This is a genomic window from Staphylococcus sp. NAM3COL9 (assembly GCF_001431205.1).
In the GTDB taxonomy this organism is placed as follows: Bacteria; Bacillota; Bacilli; order Staphylococcales; family Staphylococcaceae; genus Staphylococcus.
In genome coordinates this window covers 1-20,692 of the sequence record NZ_LGPC01000004.1, presented here as the reverse complement: position 1 = coordinate 20,692, position 20,692 = coordinate 1, and the positions used below count along the sequence as shown (strand labels likewise).

Here is a 20,692-nt window from a genome sequence, read left to right as displayed (position 1 = left end):
GTATAAAAACCATATCAGAATGGACATAGTTGCTAACAGTTCTTTTGTGTATGCTTTTCGCGGACGTAGCCTCAACCTGTAGACTTTGGCTAGTGATTTTCCACAGGATTCAGCTCAAATCACTGACGTTTTTTTATTTAATAAATATACAAAAAATAAATTGTTATGGATATGCCCCCAAATTTGAACTTAAAAAGCTAAAATTTTAGGGGCATTTTTATGTTGAAGTACTACCATAATGAATTAAAATAATCGATAGCATAATATTAATATATTCATTTTTATAACAATGAATGAATCAAAACAAAATTGAAAGGCTTGCCTCCTATGAAAATTAGGAAACAAACCTTTGAAAATATATGCTAAAGCAAAGTACAGTTTTTAAAGGTTAGTACATATTAAACTGTTTTTATATATTGTGACTAGCATGACTTGAAATTTATACTTCCATTACTTTATTTATAATTTCTGTCGCATTTAAATTTAATATATTACTTGGTGTGACTTGGTCAATATTACGATTGAACATCGTTTTTAATTTTTCTACTTCTTCTTTTTCGCCAGCTAAATAAAGCTGTTGCCAATCTTTTTTCTTAGCATTTTTCTCAATATTAGCTACTAAACTTTTGAACCAACGATCTTGATTAGCTTTCACACGTTCTTTATATTCATCTCTTTGCGCGCCACCTTGAGTTAAATCATCGCCTTGTGGTCCGGAATGTTCTCTCCAATCATCAGTATCTAAATCTAGAGTGTAATAATCTTCGTCTACAATTGTACCAATTTCAGTTTCAATCACACGTGCTTTGTCTTGTTGTAAAACTAAAATACCAGTGTAAGGGTAGCGTTGTTGTAATGATTTTAGCTGATCTAATTTGGGTTTTGCGTCCCATTTGAATTCAGTTTTTATAGAAATATTAACGTGTTTTTCGAACCTTAATGTCTCATCGGCAGTTATAAATAAAATAAGACCTCTTTTTAAATTTGGTTCAGCGCCCTGTATTTCAATTTCTACTTTATTGATAATGTCTTTTGCTTGGTTTTTTTCTTCGTGATTGTCACTGTTTTTTGTTTTGTCGGATAAGTCTTTCAGGGCATTTTTTAATTCAATTTTCCACTTTGTTCCTTGTTCGGGACTAGTATCTAAATAAATTGAGAATACTTTCTGATTTCGTGATTTACCATCGAATTGTTCCAAGTTATTAATTTCTTCTTGTAAACGCATTATATATCACCCTTCATTATTCTTACATACTACATATTTTACCCTTTTTATAGAAGTTAAACTTTATATATTATCAAATTTTATTGGTCAATAGGTATAATTTATTAATAGTAATATTTCACAACAATAAAAATTAACTTTAAGTTTTAAAGGTGTTTAAAAGCATTTTCAAAGGGAAAATTAACTATAATATTGGAAAATGATAATTTTAATTGAAAATTAACACGAATAAGGGGGGGTATGTATGGCTACGTTATTATTTCTTGTAACAATACTTTTCATATTAGTCATTTACTTACTTGTTAAGCTAAAGTATACAAAGGATTTTAAAGCTTCAAAAGATAAGCGTCAGAGAGAAAGACGAATTGAAGATTTTGTACAAAGTGCCTATAAGATAGATAATTTAGAAGCGATACATCAAGGACGTGCGCATCTCGAACTCATTTATAAACGTAAGACAGTAGATGTAAGAAAAGATCAAGTTATTTTTGTTGAAGATAAAGAACAAGAAAAGGTTGAAACTCAATTCAAAATGACAGATGACATGGTCAGAGATGAATTGTTCGATTTAATGTTAGAGGATACTTATTTTTATATAACTGAAAATAGATATGACAGTTTAATGATTAAGACAAAAAATTAGTATATTAATAAGTAGGAGTATTGGAAAGGGATGATTCTTATGGCACCTGTTGTGAAACCTTATACAAATGACTCGGCTTTAGTAGCGGATGTGAAGGCTTTAAAAGATCGAGGTATTGGTAGCCAAGATATATATGTGCTATCAGATGATAAAGATCGAACTGTAGAGGTTACTGAAAATCTAAAAGTTACAGCAGTTGATTATAATAAAGTAGATATAGATGAAGATTTTGATTCGAAGGCTGAAGAATTAAAAGAAAAGCTTAGCATATTAGGTGTGTCTTCTAGTGATGCGGATACTTGTGATGCAGATATGAAAGAAGCCAAGATAATTTTAATCGTTACTGATTTTAGAGTTAAAGGACTGTTATAAAACATGTAAAGGGTGGCGCGTATGACCCTACTTAAAATTCATAATTTAACAAAACGCTTTGGTAAATTCTATGCCTTAGATGGTGTGGATTTAGAACTTAATGGGGGTGAAGTTTATGGCTTTATTGGACCAAATGGGGCTGGAAAATCGACGACAATTAAAGCGATATTAGGTATGTTGAAACCAACGAAAGGCAGCATTGAAATTTTTGGCAAAAATGCGTTGAAAGATGCAGTCGATGTGCATAAAGATCTCGCTTTTGTACCTGGTGATGTTAATTTTTGGCTAAATTTGACTGGTGGAGAAATTATTGATTTTTTTCTTAGTCTTCATCCTAAAGCAAATTACGATAGAAAAAATGAATTAATTAAACGCTTTGAATTAGATACTACTAAAAAATGTAGTACTTATTCGACGGGAAACCGTCAGAAAGTAGCGTTAATTACTGCGTTTAGTATTGATGCAAAATTATATATCTTAGATGAACCTACTTCTGGTCTTGATCCTTTAATGGAAGAGGTTTTTCAAGAATGCATAAGAGACATTAAAAATAATAACAAAAGTGTACTACTCTCGAGTCATATTTTAAGTGAAGTAGAAAAATTGTGTGATCGAGTAGGTATTATCCGTAAAGGAAAAATGATCACTTCTGGGACTTTAGACGAGATGCGCCATCTTACACGTATGCAATTTAAGGTAGAAAGTGCACAGCAATTAGGAGCATTAATACAAGTTACGGGTGTGCATAATGTGAGACAAGAAGACAATGCATATTATTTTGAAGTAGATTCAGATAAAATTTCTGCTGTAATTGAATATCTAAGCCGATTTGAAATTAAAAAATTGGAATCTATGCCACCAACACTAGAAGCAATATTTAAACGATATTATGAAGCCACAGATGAATTAGGTGAATGATATGAAACAATCATTTTACCAAACCTTAAAGTTATTTAATTTTTATGTAAAAAGAAATAGCAAAAAAATGGTTTTATGGGTGGTTTTATTAACCGCTTTAACGTTAATGATTCCACCTGCTTTTGAGTCGATGTACCCGAGTCAAGCTAAGATGAGTCCTATTATCGAGATGTCAAAAAATCCTGCGATGCAAGCGATGCTGGGATTAGCTGATTTTGAACATGTAAATATTGGCGTACTTTTTACGCATGAAATGACTTTATTCACAGCAATAATGGTAGCAATTATGAATATTTTAATTGTATCTCGAGACACGCGTGGTGATGAAGAAGATGGTAGAACAATCATTTTAACTGCATTGCCAATAGGTGAACAAGCACCATTGATGGGACATCTACTTCAAACTGTATTACTTAATGTCACTTTAATGATATTACTCACTTTAGGTCTAGCGTCATTAAATGTTGATGGTCTAGATTTAGCAGGCGCATCTTTATATAGTTTGGCTTTAGGCGTATTTGGTATTATGTTTGCTACGTTGACTATGTTAGTTGCCCAATTTGTATCATCAAGTAGTGAGACGACTGGTGTGAGTATCGCGCTATTGCTCATCATGTATCTGGTTAGGGCGTTTGGAGATGTAGCCAATGAGATGCTATCTATGTTTTCACCAATGGGCTGGTTGTCTAGAACTCATGCTTTTTCGGAAGATCATTGGTGGCCGGTGTGGTGCATTTTAGGCATTACAGTTATCATTGCTATATTTGCCTTTGTGTTGAATGGTTTGCGTGATATCGAGGCTAAATTATTACCGCAGAAAAAAGGAAGACAACATGCGACATGGTACATGAAGTCTCCACTAGGTTTACAAATCAGATTACAAAAAATGAGTTTTATATATTTTGCTATTGGATTATTTATACTTGGATTGTCTTATGGCTCTATTTTTGGAAATTTAGACGACTTTTTTAAAGATAATCCACTATTACTGTCTATGTTAGAAAATCCAAATGGAGATTACGTCAAACAATTTTTACCGCAACTGATGTTGGTAATGGCAATAATCAGTACGGTGCCTACACTGTTAGCTTTATTTAAAATAAAGAAAGCGATAGATAAAGGATACACGATGCTTGTATTAGCGAATCCGATTTCGCGTATCAAGTACTTATTGAGTTTTCTAATTATCAGTGTGGTGAATGCGGTAGTGATGATTTTTGTCGCTGGGTTTGGTTTGTATGTTGGCCAACTCTATTCAATGGATACGCCACTCGACTTTGACATGGTTATTCAATCGGCTATTGTCTATATACCAGCTATACTTAGTTTTGTTGGTATAGGAACTGTCGTAATTGGGTGGGGCATAAAGTTAACGACTTTAGTCTATGCTTATCTCGCTTATACTTTTTTGGTGAATTATTTAGGTACTTTACTGAATGTGAAAGATTGGATGAAAGATATCACACCATTTGAACATATTCCAAGTCTACCTATAGATGATTTTACAAGTGGACCGATTGTGATCCTTATGCTTATTTTCCTTATATTGTGTGTCATAGGTACGGTCGGATTTAACAGAAAAGATATATAATTATACAAAAAATCATTTTGTATAATGTAAGCATCGTGATGTGAATTAAATATATACTAAAAAAGTTGCCAAATTTTGGTAGCTCTTTTTGCTATATCAAATACTATTTCATACTCGATTGCCAAAGGCACAGCCACAGTTTGTATTCGACTCGTGTTAAATGATTTGGTGCGAGGCAGGCAGCTGCTATTTTTACTACCTACATATAAAATATAGATTGTTTCTAGAAATGAATACGTTTTTTCAATTTAATAGCAATAAAAAATAATGAAAATGTATAATTAATTATCACTTATGAGGATATATTATCAATTCAAATGATTCGTTGAATATTTAAATATAGACTTTAATGATTTTTACGTTATAATAGATTGTAATAATTATAAAAAGATAATTATTTTAAAGAAGAGTGGAATAGTGAAGGTACACTTAACATGAAACGTATAGCGTTATTATGAATATCTTATGACATATCAGACATGGACACGAACCATACATAGATTTGAAACATATATGTTCATTCAGCTTTTACATGTGAACACTTAGAAGTCTTATATGATAACGCTTATGAATGTAAAGAAATTTGCGATGATTTAAGGTGCAATTATTATAGAGCTGAAATGTCTGGCTCAAATCAACTGATTATTGAAAGTATTGCAAATGCAGTTATCAATAATTATCAAGAAAAAAATCACTTAACTGCGGTAACATAAAGGAGATAATATAATGAGTAAAAAATTAACAGGATTGTTTGGTGCACCAGTAGGAGATAGAGAAAACAGTATGACAGCAGGTCCTAGAGGTCCGCTATTAATGCAAGATATATACTTTTTAGAACAAATGGCACACTTCGATAGAGAAGTTATTCCAGAACGTCGTATGCATGCAAAAGGTTCTGGCGCATTTGGTACATTTAAAGTAACAAATGATATTACACAGTACACTTGTGCAAGTATTTTTTCTGAAGTTGGAAAAGAGACAGAAATGTTCGCTCGTTTTTCAACAGTAGCAGGTGAACGTGGTGCAGCTGATGCAGAACGTGATATCCGTGGATTTGCATTGAAATTTTATACAGACGAAGGTAACTGGGATCTAGTTGGTAACAATACACCGGTATTCTTCTTCAGAGACCCTAAATTATTCGCAAGTTTAAACCATGTTGTTAAACGCAATCCAAAAACAAATATGAGAGATCCACAAGCAAATTGGGATTTCTGGACATTATTACCAGAAGCGTTACATCAAATTACGATATTGATGTCAGATCGTGGCATTCCTAAAGGTTTTAGAAATATGCACGGATTTGGTTCGCACACATATTCTATGTACAATGATAAAGGTGAGCGTGTTTGGGTTAAATTCCACCACAGAACACAACAAGGTATAGAAAACTATTCACCTGAAGAAGCGGCACAAGTTATAGCGAATGATAGAGAGTCTTCTCAAAGAGATTTATTTGGAAACATTGAAGAAGGTGATTTCCCTAAATGGAAAATGTACATCCAAGTAATGACTGAAGAGCAAGCACGCAATCATAAAGATAATCCATTTGATTTAACAAAAGTTTGGTATAAAGACGAATATCCATTAATCGAAGTAGGAGAGTTTGAATTAAATAGAAACCCTGAAAATTATTTCCAAGATGTTGAGCAAGCTGCATTTGCGCCCACAAATATCGTTCCAGGACTAGACTTTTCACCAGATAAAATGTTACAAGGCCGTCTATTCTCATATGGGGATACACAAAGATATCGTTTAGGTGTAAACCATTGGCAGATTCCTGTTAACCAACCTAAAGGTGTAGGTGTAGAAAATATCTGTCCGTTTAGTAGAGATGGACAAATGCGTATTTTAGATGATAACCAAGGTTCGAAAACACACTACTATCCAAATAGTAACGGTGCACTTGAAGACCAACCACAATACAAAAAACCAGGCTTAGATATTCAAGGTCAAGCATTCGAATATGATTATCGTGAAGATGATGATAATTATTTTGAACAACCAGGTGAATTATTCCGTCGAATGTCAGCTGATGAGCAACAAATATTATTTAATAATACAGCTAATGAAATGAGCACAGTTACTGATGCGCTTAAACATCGTCATATTAGACATTGTTATAAAGCTGATTCAGCATACGGTCAAGGTGTAGCAGATGCTATGGGTATGGATATTAACACTGTAGACTTAGAAGTTGCAGACTAATTGAAAAGGTAGGTAATCGAATGATATTAGATAATATTAATCCAGAAGATTTATTTCCAACTGAGAAAAAAGGCCCTTCCGTCTTAGGAAATATGGAATACCCTGTTCAAGGAGAAATAAAAGTATACGAAGCGGCTTATGTCGCAACAAATGAACGTCTTATATTAAATGTTGATATGGATGGACAGTTTTACTATAGAAACATTAGATATGACGAAATTGAAAATATTGAATTAGAGGATAATTCATTAACTATGCGCTTTAGCATTGGCACATTTTCTTTAACAGATTTAAATAAAGAAGATGCTGAACATTTTGTTGCTTACGTAGAACCTAAAAAAATATAATTATTAATTTCATTATAATAGATCGCATGAATTATTATAAAACCCCCTTCGCAACCATTTATGTGGTATTGCGAAGGGGGTTTTGCTGTTTAAAATATTTGTTTTTTTTAAGTCGCTTATAACGCAGTGAGGCCACCATCGATTACGAATTCAGAACCAGTAGAGTAACTCGCATCATCTGAAGCTAGAAAGATGACCATATTAGATACTTCTTCAGTCAGAGCGATACGACGCATTGGAATGCTCTTCGCGAATTGTTCCACTGCTTCTTTAACACCTTCTTGTTCAATCATAGGCGTGTGAATTACACCGGGATGTACTGAATTCACACGTATATTATATGGTGAAAGGTCACTTGAAGCAGCTTTAGTCATACCGCGAACTGCAAATTTCGTATCTGTGTATCCAATTGCACCACCAACAAGTCCATTCATAGAAGAAATGTTAATAATTGAACCGTACTGTTGAGCTTTCATAGTTGAAGCAACTGATTTCATACCTAAAAACACAGACACTTGATTGATGTTTACAATTTTCATGTAGCTTTCTAAACTGAGCTCTTCTAAAGGCGTGTTATAAGTAATGCCAGCATTATTTACTAAGACGTCTATTTTGCCCCATTTTTTGATTACTGTATCTACTACATTTTTCCAATCTGCTTCATTAGAAACATCATGTTTAATAAAAAGTGCATTTTGACCAAATTCTTGGGCAACTTCTTGACCGAGTGTTTCATTGATGTCAGTAATAACAACTTTTGCACCTTCATGCAACACCTTTTCAGCGTGCATTTTTCCCATACCTTGTGCTGCACCAGTAATAATAACAACTTTATTGTCTAACCTTTTCATAATTAACTTCCTCCCATTATCAATTAACGATTATTATATAATTTAACAGTAAACACATTAAAAGTTAAATATTTAGTACTAAGTATTTTACTGATAAACTAATTTTGTATATACTATTATTATATAAACGTATTTAAGGAGGCATATCATGGAAAAGAATAATTTTTTCGAACTCATTCATAATGCTGAGTTATTTAATGATGCGACAATGACACTTTTTATGAAACAATTCAATATGAATATTAATATTTCCCAAATTATTACCTTATCTAAACTTAAAGAGCATGGTGCACAGAAGCCATCAATGCTCGCACAATCCCTTGGTTATACTTCAGGTGCTATTACCGGTTTAACAAACAGACTTGTTAAAGAAGGCTACGTAATAAGGGCGCATCAAGAAGACGATAGACGCTCCATTTTAATTACTATTACTGCAAAAGGAATGGATTTGTTAGAAACAGCTCAAAAACAAGGTCAAAAAATGAGGAATGAAATTTATTCAGTGTTAAATGATGATGAAGTAACACAACTACTTAACATCCAGAAGAAACTTTATAGCCATGTAAAACAATTAAATAAATAATATTTTATACGTACTAAAAAATGAAAAGGTGATTTTAATGGCTAGACTAGGTGGAAAAGTGGCAATTGTGACTGGTGGTGCAGGAGGTATTGGCTTAGGTATTGTGAAGGCATATGTTAAAGAAAATGCTAAAGTGGTTATTGCTGATATTGCTGAAGAAAAAGGGAGGTTATTGAGTGAAACACTAAACAGTCAAGGCTATGAAACGTTATTTATTAAGACAGATTTAACAGATAAAGGCTCATTGCATGCTTGTGTAGATACTACAATAGAAAACTATGGAAAAATTGACGTATTAGTTAATAATGCACACGCATCTCGCATGAATTCTTTTTTAGATATTACAGAAGAAGATTTGAACTTATCACTTAATACAGGATTTTATGCGACATTTTATTTATGCCAAATGGTTATACCTTATTTAAAAGAAACGCAAGGTAATATTATAAACTTTGGTTCAGGCGCAGCTGTAAAAGGGGATAAAAACCAAGGCGCATATGTTGTAGCAAAAGAGGCGATTCGTGGTATTACACGTGTGATAGCTAATGAATTTGGAGCATTTGGCATTAATGCCAATATCATATCTCCAATCGCCTATTCTGAAGGCGTAGATCAATGGCGAAAAGAAAACCCTGAATATTATGACAAAGTAGTCCAAGGCATTCCGTTGCAAAAATTTGGAGATGTTGAAAAAGATATTGGTCCAGTAGCAGTATTTTTAGGAAGCGAAGACGCGCAATATATCACAGGACAAACAGTTATGGTAGATGGCGGTAGTATTAAATTATACTAATTATATTAAAAGGAGAACGAAGCAGCTGTGTATCAAGTAAGCTGAAATAAAATAATTTATTAAAGAGAGCGAGACAAAAATCAAATTTTAAATATTGATTTCTGTCCTGCTCTCTTTAATATTCTGAAGTTTTAACGTTTAATAAGTGCTGTGAGTTCGCCTTCAAATACTTTAATTTTTTCATGATTAAATGTTGTCATTAGTACCGTAAGTAAACCTTGGTCTCTTTTACCAGCCACTTTATCAATTACTTTTATCACAGTATGTAATTTGTCGTCCGGAAATACTGGTTTGATAAACTTAATATTATTCATATGTGTACCTGCAATGACATCTTCTCCGTATTTGCCTGTTTCAATCCATAGTTTGAAAGAAATGGCTAGTGTCTGGATGCCAGAAGCGATGACACCATTAAATCTACCTTGTTGCGCTTTTTCTTTATCTAGGTGCATATATTGTGGATCAAATTCACTAGCAAAATCTGTAATTGCTTCTTCGCTTATTTTATATGGTTTAGTCGTAAATTCTTCGCCAATGTGAAATTCATCTAGTTTCATGGTTGTATTCTCCTTTGATTCGATTATTATGCATGGGACACTCGTTACCACAGATGTTGGAAAGACTGAAGCTTTTTTAAATAAACAGTTCCAAACGCTGTCCTATTAACAACTGAGATTATAAAGTATTGTCATTATTTCTTGAGCAGTATAAAAACTGTAATTAAATCTAATTTTCACATAGTTATCCTTTTTAACGTCATGTTAAAAGTTTATTTATTCATCACAACACCTCTTCAGTCCATGAATACTTCTGCACCCTCTGATAGCTAAAATACCAGGAATGTTGTATGTTATTAACTCGGTTTGGGTATATCGACAAAATCTTGTTGGGCTAATGAGACAGTTTCACCTTGTTGATACATTTTTTCAATATGGAACTCTCCCCAATAACAAAGTGAAGAAAGTAATTTTCCTAATGTTTGACCATAATTTGATAATTCGTATTCAACTTTAGGCGGGATTTGGTCATATACAATACGGTTGATGATACCGTCTTTTTCTAGTTCACGTAATTGCTGTGTTAACATCTTTTGAGTAATCGTTGGAATCGCACGTTTTAACGCAGATGTACGCATCAACCCGTTATTTTGTAAATGACATAAGATGACAGGTTTCCATTTTCCACCGATGACATCAATGGTTGCTTCGACGCCAATATTATAAGTTTTGCTCATTTAATTACCTCCTGATAGGTACTCAAAGGTACCTATAGTACTTTAAAGTGCGTACTTCCGCTTTTGATATGTGTAGTTTATATTAACATATACACAAAACAAGAAGGAGTCAAAATACATTATGAGAAAAAATAAATTTGCTATATTAGCGTTAGCAATGTCTGCCTTTGCAATTGGAATGACTGAATTTATCAGCGTAGGTCTATTACCACTTATTAAAGATGCGTTTGATACTACGATATCATTAGCAGGATTAACTGTATCTTTGTATGCTGTGGGGGTAACAATAGGAGCCCCTTTATTAACCCCACTGACAAATAAAATAAAACGAAAGCATTTACTATTAATGATTATGATTATTTTCATTGTTGCGAATACACTTGCTGCCTTTGCGACCACGTTTAGTATGTTGTTAGCTATGCGTGTACTATCGGCGTTAATGCACGGAGTGTTTATGTCTATCGCTACAGCAATCGCAAGTGATTTGGTAACGCCTGATAAGCGTGCAAGCGCGATTGCAATGATGTTTACAGGTTTAACCGTTGCTACGATTACAGGCGTACCATTAGGGACATGGATTGGTCAGCACTTTGGTTGGGAAGCATCGTTTATTACGATTGCCGTGATTGGACTGATCAGTTTAATCATTAATATATTTGCAGTGCCAAGTAATTTGAAAGAATATGCTCAGGCATCGATAAAGGAACAATTAAAAGTTTTTAAAAACAAATCATTAATGATGGTTTATATCATTACAGCACTCGGTTACGGTGGCACTTTTGTAGTTTATACGTACCTGACTAGTATACTTACAGATATTTTGAATTATAGCGATGAAGCGGTGGTGATACTGCTTGTGATATATGGTGTAATGGTTGCTATTGGCAATACACTTGGTGGTAAATTAACAAACAAAAAGCCAACGAAAGTACTTATATGGATATTTTTAATACAAGCAATTACTTTATTACTTCTAGGCGTAACTGTGACACATTATTTCTTAGGTACGATAGCCATACTTATTATGGGTTTGTTCGCATTTATGAATGTTCCGGGACTGCAATTAATCGTTGTACTCTTTGCAGAACGTAAAAATAGGGCAACGACTAACTTTGCTTCGAGTTTAAATATTGCTGCTTTCAATATCGGCATCACATTGGGAGCGGTCATCGGAGGATATGTGCTCAATCATTTTTCTCTTGCAATGACACCATATTTTGGTTTTGTTATGGTGATGATTGCTAGCGTCATGATGTATATCGTTTATCGAAATGAAACATCTGAACAACTGAGCATATTATAGACTTCGAAAATTAGCAATATTCAAGAAATTCTTATCGCGTATTATTTTTTTGAATATTTAAACTTTTCGAAAATAGTAATTAATTTTTGAATTAATCTTATATAAGATTTAAACTTTTTAAATGATTTAAATTTAAATTGGAAGAAGTGAATGTTCATGAATGTAAAAGAAGCATTATTTGAAAAGTTGGAAAGTAAAGAATCTGAAATGGTTAAGCACCGTCGTTATTTACATCAGCATCCAGAGTTATCTTTTCAAGAGAATGGAACAGCACAATATATAAAAGATTTTTATAAAAATAAGGACGTAATAATTACACAGCCTATTGCCGAAAGTAATGCAATTGTTGTAGAAATCAAAGGACAACAGCCTGGTAAAACTATAGGGTTACGAGCTGATTTCGATGCTTTACCTATACAAGAAGAGACAGATGTACCTTTTAAATCAATAAATGAAGGGATAATGCACGCATGTGGTCATGATGCGCATACGGCATATATATTAGGATTGGCAGATGCATTAATCGAAATGAAAGATCAATTGCCAGGCACGATTAAAATTATTCATCAACATGCTGAAGAAATGCCTCCTGGTGGCGCACAACAAGTGATGCAATCTGGTGTGCTAAATGATTTAGATGAAATATATGGTGTCCACGTTGTCCCTGTAGCAGGTCCAGAAATGATTGGATATAATAAAGGTAATGCTTTTGCTGGAAGTTCTACGTTCACATTAACAATTAAGGGATTAGGGGGACATGCTGCAAGTCCTCATAAAACACACGATGCTTTGATTGCAGGAACTAATTTTGTAAACACACTCCAAACAATTGTGTCTAGACGTATCGATCCTTCAGAGATGGGTGTGATTACTGTTGGTGCATTTGATGCACCCGGTGGAGCTAATGTTATACAAGACAAAGTGACAATCAAGGGAACGGCACGTTATCTTAATGATGACTTACAACAATTTATGTATGAAGAGATTGAGAAAGTAGCCAAAAGCGTAGCAGTAGGTTTTGATATTACGTATGATTTAGATTACCAATTTGGTTATCCGGTGCTTTACAATCATCCAGAACAAACAGAACAAGTTGTAGATATTCTAAAAGCCAGTAAGGGTGATTATTTTGAACAACTTGTAGAAATACCAGCAGTTTCAGGTTCTGAAGATTTTGCGTATTATTTAAAAGAAATACCGGGAACATTTTTCATCGTCGGCTGCAAACCAGAGCATATTGAAACGCCCTACATGAATCACCATCCTAAGTTTGAAGTGAATGAAGATGCACTATTAGTTGCAGCAAAAGCAGTAGGTGAAATTGCGATTAACAGACTTTCAGCTCCAGAATAATTCATTTTACTAAGCAAAGTGAATTTAAAACATAAAAAAACACTTTCGAAAACATTCATACTTAAATGAATGTAACGAAAGTGTTTTTTTATGTTTACGAACTTTTCATTAGGTGACTGATTATAATGTTCTACGAGATGGTTTTGTTTCATCTGTAAGTTTTGCTGATAATAATAGTGCGATAACTGATATACCAGTAGCAACCATAAATGTCACGTTCACACCATGAATCGTACCTTCTAAACCTTCACTAGGGATGGCTGAAACAGACATTAATGTAATAAATAATGCTGTACCAATTGCGCCGGCCATTTGTCTAAACGTATTGTTCATGGCAGTACCATGTGCAATAAGACTGTTTGGTAATTGGTTAATCGCTAGCGTCGTCATAGGCATCATAACCATTGCTAGTGACACCATACGCACTGCGTTGGCTATGGCAAGGTAAGTAAAGGTTGTATGCGCTGTGAGCATTGTAAATGGTATCGATGAAGCGACTAAGATGAGTAAGCCAATACGAGCGAGCCATTTACCGCCAAATTTATCAAATAATACACCTGTAACTGGGTTCATAAGTCCCATCACAATTGCACCTGGTAGTAATACTAAACCAGATTCCATTGGAGAAAATCCAAGCATATTTTGCATATACAACGGTAAGATAATATTTGAAGCGATTAATACACCAAATACGAACATACTTAATGCTGTGCCTAAAGTGTAAACGCTGTAACTAAACACTCTAAATTCAAGCATAGGTTCTTTGAGTTTTAATTGGCGACGAATGAATGTAACCAATGCAATGATACCAACGATAAGTGGTAAGATGAATTGTACACTAGCCCATCCTGCTTCTCCAACAGAACTGAAACTATATAAGAGTCCACCAAACCCTAATGTAGATAAAATGACTGATGCGGTATCTAGTTTTGGATTTGATGTTTCTGTAACGTTTTTTAATAGGAAAATTGAAGCAACGATGATAACAATTGCGATTGGGAATACGACATAGAAGACACTTCTCCATGAGAGATGCTCAACTAAAATACCAGATAGCGTAGGTCCAATAGCTGGCGCGAATGCGATAACTAAACCGAATAAGCCCATTGCTGTACCACGTTTTTCTTTAGGGAAAAGTAAGAATAAGATTGTTTGCATAAGTGGCATCATGATACCTGCGCCTGCTGCTTGTAAGACACGTCCGATTAATAACATTGAAAAATCTAGTCCGACTGCACAGAGTAAAGTACCTGCTGCAAAAATACTCATGGCGGTTAAGAATAACTGTCTTGATGTAAAACGTTCAATTAAAAATGCTGTAATAGGTATCATAATACCGTTTACTAACATAAATATAGATTGTAACCACTGTACCGTACTTTCAGATACTTGTAGGTCTTTCATAATAGGGGGTAAAGCTGTACCAAGTAATGTTTGGTTTAAAATTGTAATAAAGGCCCCTGATAGTAATACGATAAATAAGGGGATTCTTTTTTCTACATGGAATGTTCCTGTTTCAGTCAATAGATTCACTTCTTTCATAAAAATTGCACATCTAAATATTTTAACACTAAGATCATTTTCACTCTAGTGATGAGACTTAAAAATAAAAATTACATTTAATAATTGATAAAAAGGGACCATTTCTCCATTAGTTTTATTATTTTTGAAATGGTACGTATAATTTTCGCAGTAATTCACACATTTATAATGCTACGTATGAAATAATACACTTTTATTATAGGGGATGTCAAAATAAACTCTAGTTATATGAAAATTCGTAGGAAATAAATAATATTAAAATGAAGATATATTTCTATAGATTGTAATAGAAAATGTATTTTGGACTAAAAAAATGCTTCTATAACGAAACGGTTATTTCGATTTTCAAGGGAAGATGTTTGTTCGTTATTGTGCTGTTAAAAGTTATATAACAGTAGAAATTTGATAATTAGCAAAGATTTTAAGTTCTTACAAGAAGTTGTTTAAATGCTTATTATTTGGAAATCGACAATCTAATTCATAACAGCCTTCACTAATAATTTTATAACTATATATTATAATAGGAAGTTCTCGTATTTAAAAACCGTAAAAAGGTTGATGCGAGGTTTTATGAATATTTCAATAATATAGTTCTAAATTATTGAAATATTTTTTAATTCAGCAACTTTTGTATATACAGCTTGATCGGTTAAATTCACTTTTTACTAAAGTCTTATTTTGAATTTTAAATATCCTGAAAATAGTGCGTGATTTTAACCTTAACAGTATCTATCTAATAAATACTTTTGATATAATAAACAATTGAAAGCATAATCATATCTATTTACATGTAATACGTTTAAAATTATCATTAAATTATTGGATAGTATTTGGATAAGCAATCAGTAATCTATACATTTAAAGTACAATTGTACAGATTGTAGATGTTCGAATTAAAGGAGAATAAATAATGAATAAACAAGATTTAATCGCTCCAGAAAGTTATAATATTGTGAGAGAAATCGAAAAATTTACAGCAGATCAATCTAAAAAAGCTGTAATTTTTGAAAATGAAGCAGGAAAAACTAGAGAAATTACATATACTAACCTTATCAAGAATGCGAATAAAGTTGGTAATATGTTTTTAAAATATGGTTTGAAAAAAGGTGACAAAGTTCTCATCATGATGCCACGTTGCATTGAAACATATGAGGTTTATCTTGCTGCCTTAAAATTAGGTATCATTATCATTCCTAGTTCTGAAATGTTACGTACGAAAGATTTACAATATAGAATCACGCATGGTGAAGTAAAAGGAATTGTAGTTATTTCAGATGCTCTTGATGAGTTTAAAGCAGTCAAAGAATACGACACTTTAACTAAATTTATCGTTGGTGGTCAAGAAGATGGCTGGATGTCAGTTGAAGATGAAAAAGAAAATTCAACAAATCAATTAGAAATCGTTGAAACTTCTAGTGAAGATATTGCTTTATTATCTTATACGTCTGGTACAACTGGTAATCCTAAAGCTGTTGTCCATTCACATGGATGGGGCTATGCACATATGCAGATGGCGCCGAAACATTGGTTAAGTATTAAAGAATACGATGTTGTTTGGGCAACTGCTGCACCAGGTTGGCAAAAATGGGTGTGGAGCCCATTCTTATCAATTATGGGGTCAGGTGCAACTGCCTTTGTATATAATGGGAAATTTAATGCTGAAAAGTATTTACAGTTACTACAAGATAATAAAATTAACGTGCTTTGTTGTACACCGACTGAATATCGCTTGATGGCAAAATGTTCTAATTTAACGGATTATAATTTAGAACATTTGCATAGTGCAGTGTCTGCAGGTGAACCATTAAATAGAGAAGTCGTTGAAAAATTCCAAGAGAACTTTAATCTCACAGTAAGAGATGGTTATGGCCAAACAGAAAGTACATTGTTGATTGGATTCTTAAAAGACACAGAGAGTCGTCCTGGTTCAATGGGTAAAGCAATCCCTGGTAGTCATGTAACTGTTATTAATGATGATGGCGAACTTGCTGAAGTAGGCGAAGTTGGTAATATCGCAGTGCCGTTAGACTTACCTGCATTGTTTAAAGGTTATTATAAAGACCCAGAACGCACAAGAGAACCGCAAAAAGGTGACTATTTTATAACGGGAGATTTAGCTAAGTTAGACGAAGATGGCTATTTCTGGTTTGAGGGTCGTAAAGATGACATCATTATTAGTTCTGGCTATACAATAGGGCCGTTCGAAGTTGAAGATTCACTTACGAAACATCCTTACGTAAAAGAATGTGCTGTTGTTGCGAGTCCACATGAAATTAGAGGGAACATTGTAAAAGCATTTATTATTTTACAAGATGACGTAACTGGGAATGAAGACACAATCAAAGAATTACAAAACTACGTCAAACACGACGTTGCACCGTATAAATATCCAAGAGCTATCGAGTTTGTGGAAGACTTACCTAAGACAAACTCAGGTAAAATTAGACGTATCGAATTAAGAGACGCAGAGCAAAAGAAACAATCATAAGTGATTGTACTTTAAAATGCTTAGCACACAATAAACCTGGCAATATCATTGAGTCATTTTGATGATATTGTCAGGTTTATTTTAGAAATTTATAATTCATTAAACTAAGAGAATAAATGGTCATTTTAATTAAAGATACTTACATAGATTCCAGCTGCTTAATACGTAGGATAAATAGATTCTATAAATATTAAACAGATGATTAAACTTTTTAGTTAATTTAAATATTTATGTAGCAATTAATACATTTACACTAAATAAAGACAGGAGGTTACAAATATGATTAAAAAATTAGTCTTTATTATATTGGCATCAGGACTAGTATTATCAGCTTGCTCAACGGGTAGTAAAGAAGAAGAACAAATGGAACACAAAAGTGAAAGCAAGGATCCAGATGGTATGAAGCATACAGACGATAGTAAATTTAAAAAAGGTGATGAAGTTACTATTACAGCAGGACATATGCCCGGTATGAAAAATGCTGAAGCTACAGTTAAAGGTGCTTATAAAACCTATGCTTATGTAGTGAGTTATACACCTACAAATGGCGATAAGAAAGTAAATAATCATAAATGGGTTGTTAATGAAGAAGTTGCGGATGCCACTAAAAATGGATTCAAGAAAGGTGCTACAGTTAAATTAGAAGCTGCCCATATGCCTGGCATGAAAGGTGCAGAAGCTCAAATTGATGATGTAGAAAAAACAACAGTTTATATGGTGGATTATAAATCAACAGAAAACGATAAGATAGTTAAAGATCATAAATGGATGACAACTGATGAACTAAAATCTCGTTAAAAAAGTATCATTATTAATATCTATAAATTAATCGTAATTAAGACACTTCCTTTTGAAAAGAAGTGTCTTTTAGTTTATCCATTGATAATCATCAATTATATTTTTATATTTCTAGTAACTCAAACTGTTTTATTTGTTTTTCGATCTTTGTAGGAACATTTTTCTCTCTTGCACATAAATTATTGTTTAAAATTAATTTTAAAAGTAATTGAATAATAATAATAAAAGTAATAAAATTATGATAATGATAATCATTTTCAAAGGAGAGTTTGAATGAAAAAAATTATAATTTTTATTATTTTAATAGTATTGTTAGCAGGGGCCTGCAGTAATGATTCAAAAAAGAAGGTTAACGAGAGCACAAGGCGTTATACATTAGATGATGGTAAGAAGATTGATATTCCTAAACATCCTAAACGTATCGCAGTAGTGGCAAATACATATGCAGGTGGCTTAAAATATCTAGATGGTAACATTGTTGGGGTTACTAAAGATATTGAAAAAAGTAACGTATTAAAAGATAAATTTAAAGATACTACGAAACTCAGCGAAAATGATGTGGAAAAAGTTGCGAAACTTAAACCAGATTTAATTATAGTTGATACAACTGATAAAAATATTAAAAAGTACAAAAAAATTGCTGATACAATACCAATCGAATACGGTAAAAAAGATTATTTAGAGACTCAGGTAGCATTAGGAGAAATACTAGGTAAGAAAAAAGAAGCTGAAACATGGGTGGAAAAATGGAAAACCCAAACAGCAAAAGATTCAAAAGAAATCAAGCAACACATTGGTGGAAACAGCACTGTGTCTATTTTTGATGATTTTAGTAAGACAATTTATGCATTTGGTAAATCATGGGGGCGAGGTGGAGAAGTCGTATACCAAGCATTTGGTTTAGACATGCCGTCAGCTTTAGAAAAGGCAGTTGATAAAGAGGGCTATAAAGAATTGTCAATGGAAAAATTACCACAATATTCAGGTGATTATATTATTACAATGAGTGAAGGAAAGTCTATACCAGAATTTGAAAAAAGTCATATGTGGGAAAATATCCCAGCAGTTAAAAATGATAATGTGATTAACGTTAAAGCAGAAACTTACTGGTATAATGATCCCTATTCTCTTGAATATATTAGAAAAGAATTGAAGAATAATTTAATGAAATAGGATTAAACGTAATGGTTAATATATAATACTTAATCTCTAATAAAATAATATATTTTACGTTATCAGGTATTTAAATAATATACAGCAAAAAACCAAGGGAGTTCTTGCTACATTTTAAGTTGAGAAAAATTAGACGAATATGGTAAAGAAATTAAGAAACATGTCGTTTGTAGCACTACGTTATTTATTATAATATATTTTAACTTTTAAGTAAGCTCAAATATTCATCTCCCCATTCGCAAATACCATAGACTATGTTCTCGAGAGACAAGCCAATATCAGTTAAACGATATTCAACTTTCGGAGGGACTATTGGATACACAGATCTTGTAATTATCATATCTTTTTCAAGTTCTCTTAGCTGTCTAATCAGCATTCTTTGATTAATATCAGGTAATTTTTTTTCTAATTCATTTAACCTAAGTACTTCTGATTGTAATAAGTGGTAAATAATAGGAATTTTCCATCTGCCGCCAATTACTGATAAAGCCAAATCTTTAGAAGTGTAAAACAATTTATTATTATATTCTATTAGCATAGATTACTCCTTAGTGACAAATATGTCAGTATTGTATTAATTATGACATTGTATCATACTAGCGATACAATACTTAGGAGGTAATAACTTATGGAATTACAACTAGCAATTGATTTATTGAATAAAGAGGACGCGACAAAACTTGCGAATAAAGTTAAAGATTATGTAGATATCGTAGAAATTGGGACACCAATCGTTATTAATGAAGGTTTACCAGCGGTTCAACATTTAAATGATAATATAGAAGGCGTAAAAGTACTTGCAGATTTAAAAATTATGGACGCTGCTGACTACGAAGTAAGCCAAGCAGTTAAATTTGGTGCAGACGTAATAACAATTCTAGGTGTTGCAGAAGATGCATCTATTAAAGCAGCAGTTGAAGAAGCACATAAAAGTGGCAAAGAATTATTAGTAGATATGATTGCAGTACAAGATTTAGAAAAACGCGCTAAAGAGTTAGATGATTTAGGCGCAGACTATATCGCCGTTCATACGGGTTATGACTTACAGGCCGAAGGTCAATCTCCTTTAGAAAGTTTACGTAAAGTTAAATCAGTTATTACTAATTCTAAAGTAGCTGTTATTGGTGGTATTAAGCCAGATACAATTAAAGAAGTTGTAGCAGAAGGACCAGATTTAGTTGTAGTTGGTGGCGGTATTGCTAACGCAGACGATCCAGTTGAAGCTGCTAAACAATGTAGAGACGCGATTGAAGGCAGATAATATGACTGA

Annotated in this window: 21 protein-coding genes; 15 read left to right on the top strand and 6 right to left on the bottom strand. The window is 33.0% G+C overall.

Going from position 1 to position 20,692, the window contains the following annotated elements:
- Nucleotides 1–439 precede the first annotated feature (439 nt).
- Nucleotides 440–1,225 carry a VLRF1 family aeRF1-type release factor gene (locus tag ACA31_RS00510; protein ID WP_057511436.1) on the bottom strand — a complete coding sequence of 262 codons (786 nt, stop codon included), beginning with the start codon at nucleotides 1,223–1,225 and terminating at the stop codon, nucleotides 440–442.
- Between the two features lie 244 nt (nucleotides 1,226–1,469).
- Here ACA31_RS00510 and ACA31_RS00505 point away from each other — a divergent pair, with 244 nt between their 5' ends.
- The 7 genes from ACA31_RS00505 (at nucleotide 1,470) to ACA31_RS00480 (ending at nucleotide 7,304) form a co-directional block, all read left to right on the top strand.
- The gene (locus ACA31_RS00505; protein WP_057511435.1) at nucleotides 1,470–1,868 is read left to right on the top strand and encodes a hypothetical protein; all 399 of its coding nucleotides are present in this window, start codon (nucleotides 1,470–1,472) and stop codon (nucleotides 1,866–1,868) included.
- Between the two features lie 39 nt (nucleotides 1,869–1,907).
- Complete coding sequence (locus tag ACA31_RS00500; RefSeq protein ID WP_057511563.1) at nucleotides 1,908–2,240, top strand: general stress protein; 333 nt, start codon at nucleotides 1,908–1,910, stop codon at nucleotides 2,238–2,240.
- Between the two features lie 21 nt (nucleotides 2,241–2,261).
- Nucleotides 2,262–3,158, top strand: a complete 897-nt coding sequence (locus ACA31_RS00495) for an ABC transporter ATP-binding protein (protein ID WP_057511434.1) — start codon at nucleotides 2,262–2,264, stop codon at nucleotides 3,156–3,158.
- A gap of 67 nt (nucleotides 3,159–3,225) precedes the next feature.
- The gene (locus tag ACA31_RS00490) at nucleotides 3,226–4,749 is read left to right on the top strand and encodes an ABC transporter permease (RefSeq protein ID WP_253721342.1); all 1,524 of its coding nucleotides are present in this window, start codon (nucleotides 3,226–3,228) and stop codon (nucleotides 4,747–4,749) included.
- A 509-nt stretch (nucleotides 4,750–5,258) separates the two neighbouring features.
- Entirely contained in the window at nucleotides 5,259–5,462 is a 204-nt protein-coding gene (locus tag ACA31_RS13540; RefSeq protein ID WP_301335863.1) for a ferrochelatase, read from the top strand.
- A gap of 13 nt (nucleotides 5,463–5,475) precedes the next feature.
- On the top strand, nucleotides 5,476–6,957 hold the full coding sequence (locus tag ACA31_RS00485; RefSeq protein WP_057511432.1) for a catalase: 1,482 nt from the start codon (nucleotides 5,476–5,478) through the stop codon (nucleotides 6,955–6,957).
- Between the two features lie 20 nt (nucleotides 6,958–6,977).
- Nucleotides 6,978–7,304, top strand: a complete 327-nt coding sequence (locus tag ACA31_RS00480) for a PH domain-containing protein (protein ID WP_057511431.1) — start codon at nucleotides 6,978–6,980, stop codon at nucleotides 7,302–7,304.
- A gap of 116 nt (nucleotides 7,305–7,420) precedes the next feature.
- On the opposite strand, the gene ACA31_RS00475 is transcribed toward ACA31_RS00480, so the two are convergent.
- Nucleotides 7,421–8,155 (bottom strand): glucose 1-dehydrogenase, encoded by a 735-nt coding sequence (locus ACA31_RS00475; protein WP_057511430.1) that lies wholly within the window; start codon nucleotides 8,153–8,155, stop codon nucleotides 7,421–7,423.
- A 148-nt stretch (nucleotides 8,156–8,303) separates the two neighbouring features.
- Here ACA31_RS00475 and ACA31_RS00470 point away from each other — a divergent pair, with 148 nt between their 5' ends.
- Both ACA31_RS00470 and ACA31_RS00465 read left to right on the top strand, forming a co-directional pair.
- Complete coding sequence (locus tag ACA31_RS00470) at nucleotides 8,304–8,738, top strand: MarR family winged helix-turn-helix transcriptional regulator (RefSeq protein ID WP_057511429.1); 435 nt, start codon at nucleotides 8,304–8,306, stop codon at nucleotides 8,736–8,738.
- A 37-nt stretch (nucleotides 8,739–8,775) separates the two neighbouring features.
- Nucleotides 8,776–9,531, top strand: a complete 756-nt coding sequence (locus ACA31_RS00465; RefSeq protein ID WP_057511428.1) for an SDR family NAD(P)-dependent oxidoreductase — start codon at nucleotides 8,776–8,778, stop codon at nucleotides 9,529–9,531.
- Nucleotides 9,532–9,662: 131 nt separating this feature from the next.
- Here the strand turns inward: ACA31_RS00465 and ACA31_RS00460 are convergent, their stop codons facing one another.
- Together ACA31_RS00460 and ACA31_RS00455 are read right to left on the bottom strand one after the other, a co-directional pair.
- Nucleotides 9,663–10,088, bottom strand: a complete 426-nt coding sequence (locus ACA31_RS00460) for a MaoC family dehydratase (RefSeq protein WP_057511427.1) — start codon at nucleotides 10,086–10,088, stop codon at nucleotides 9,663–9,665.
- A gap of 296 nt (nucleotides 10,089–10,384) precedes the next feature.
- Entirely contained in the window at nucleotides 10,385–10,765 is a 381-nt protein-coding gene (locus tag ACA31_RS00455) for a winged helix-turn-helix transcriptional regulator (RefSeq protein WP_057511426.1), read from the bottom strand.
- A 121-nt stretch (nucleotides 10,766–10,886) separates the two neighbouring features.
- Here ACA31_RS00455 and ACA31_RS00450 point away from each other — a divergent pair, with 121 nt between their 5' ends.
- Nucleotides 10,887–12,068 carry an MFS transporter gene (locus tag ACA31_RS00450; protein WP_057511425.1) on the top strand — a complete coding sequence of 394 codons (1,182 nt, stop codon included), beginning with the start codon at nucleotides 10,887–10,889 and terminating at the stop codon, nucleotides 12,066–12,068.
- 156 nt (nucleotides 12,069–12,224) lie between these two features.
- Nucleotides 12,225–13,421, top strand: coding sequence for an amidohydrolase (locus ACA31_RS00445; protein WP_057511562.1), 1,197 nt, complete (start codon nucleotides 12,225–12,227; stop codon nucleotides 13,419–13,421).
- Between the two features lie 120 nt (nucleotides 13,422–13,541).
- On the opposite strand, the gene ACA31_RS00440 is transcribed toward ACA31_RS00445, so the two are convergent.
- Nucleotides 13,542–14,963 (bottom strand): MDR family MFS transporter, encoded by a 1,422-nt coding sequence (locus ACA31_RS00440; RefSeq protein WP_253721341.1) that lies wholly within the window; start codon nucleotides 14,961–14,963, stop codon nucleotides 13,542–13,544.
- Nucleotides 14,964–15,873: 910 nt separating this feature from the next.
- Between ACA31_RS00440 and mbcS the strand changes: the two genes are divergently transcribed.
- The 3 genes from mbcS (at nucleotide 15,874) to ACA31_RS00425 (ending at nucleotide 19,422) form a co-directional block, all read left to right on the top strand.
- On the top strand, nucleotides 15,874–17,451 hold the full coding sequence (mbcS, locus tag ACA31_RS00435) for an acyl-CoA synthetase MbcS (protein WP_057511424.1): 1,578 nt from the start codon (nucleotides 15,874–15,876) through the stop codon (nucleotides 17,449–17,451).
- A 279-nt stretch (nucleotides 17,452–17,730) separates the two neighbouring features.
- Nucleotides 17,731–18,249, top strand: a complete 519-nt coding sequence (locus ACA31_RS00430) for a DUF1541 domain-containing protein (RefSeq protein WP_057511423.1) — start codon at nucleotides 17,731–17,733, stop codon at nucleotides 18,247–18,249.
- A 273-nt stretch (nucleotides 18,250–18,522) separates the two neighbouring features.
- Nucleotides 18,523–19,422, top strand: a complete 900-nt coding sequence (locus ACA31_RS00425) for an ABC transporter substrate-binding protein (protein WP_057511422.1) — start codon at nucleotides 18,523–18,525, stop codon at nucleotides 19,420–19,422.
- A gap of 199 nt (nucleotides 19,423–19,621) precedes the next feature.
- Here the strand turns inward: ACA31_RS00425 and ACA31_RS00420 are convergent, their stop codons facing one another.
- Nucleotides 19,622–19,960, bottom strand: coding sequence for a winged helix-turn-helix transcriptional regulator (locus tag ACA31_RS00420; RefSeq protein WP_057511421.1), 339 nt, complete (start codon nucleotides 19,958–19,960; stop codon nucleotides 19,622–19,624).
- A gap of 90 nt (nucleotides 19,961–20,050) precedes the next feature.
- Here ACA31_RS00420 and hxlA point away from each other — a divergent pair, with 90 nt between their 5' ends.
- Nucleotides 20,051–20,683, top strand: coding sequence for a 3-hexulose-6-phosphate synthase (hxlA, locus tag ACA31_RS00415; RefSeq protein ID WP_057511420.1), 633 nt, complete (start codon nucleotides 20,051–20,053; stop codon nucleotides 20,681–20,683).
- Nucleotides 20,684–20,692 lie beyond the last annotated feature (9 nt).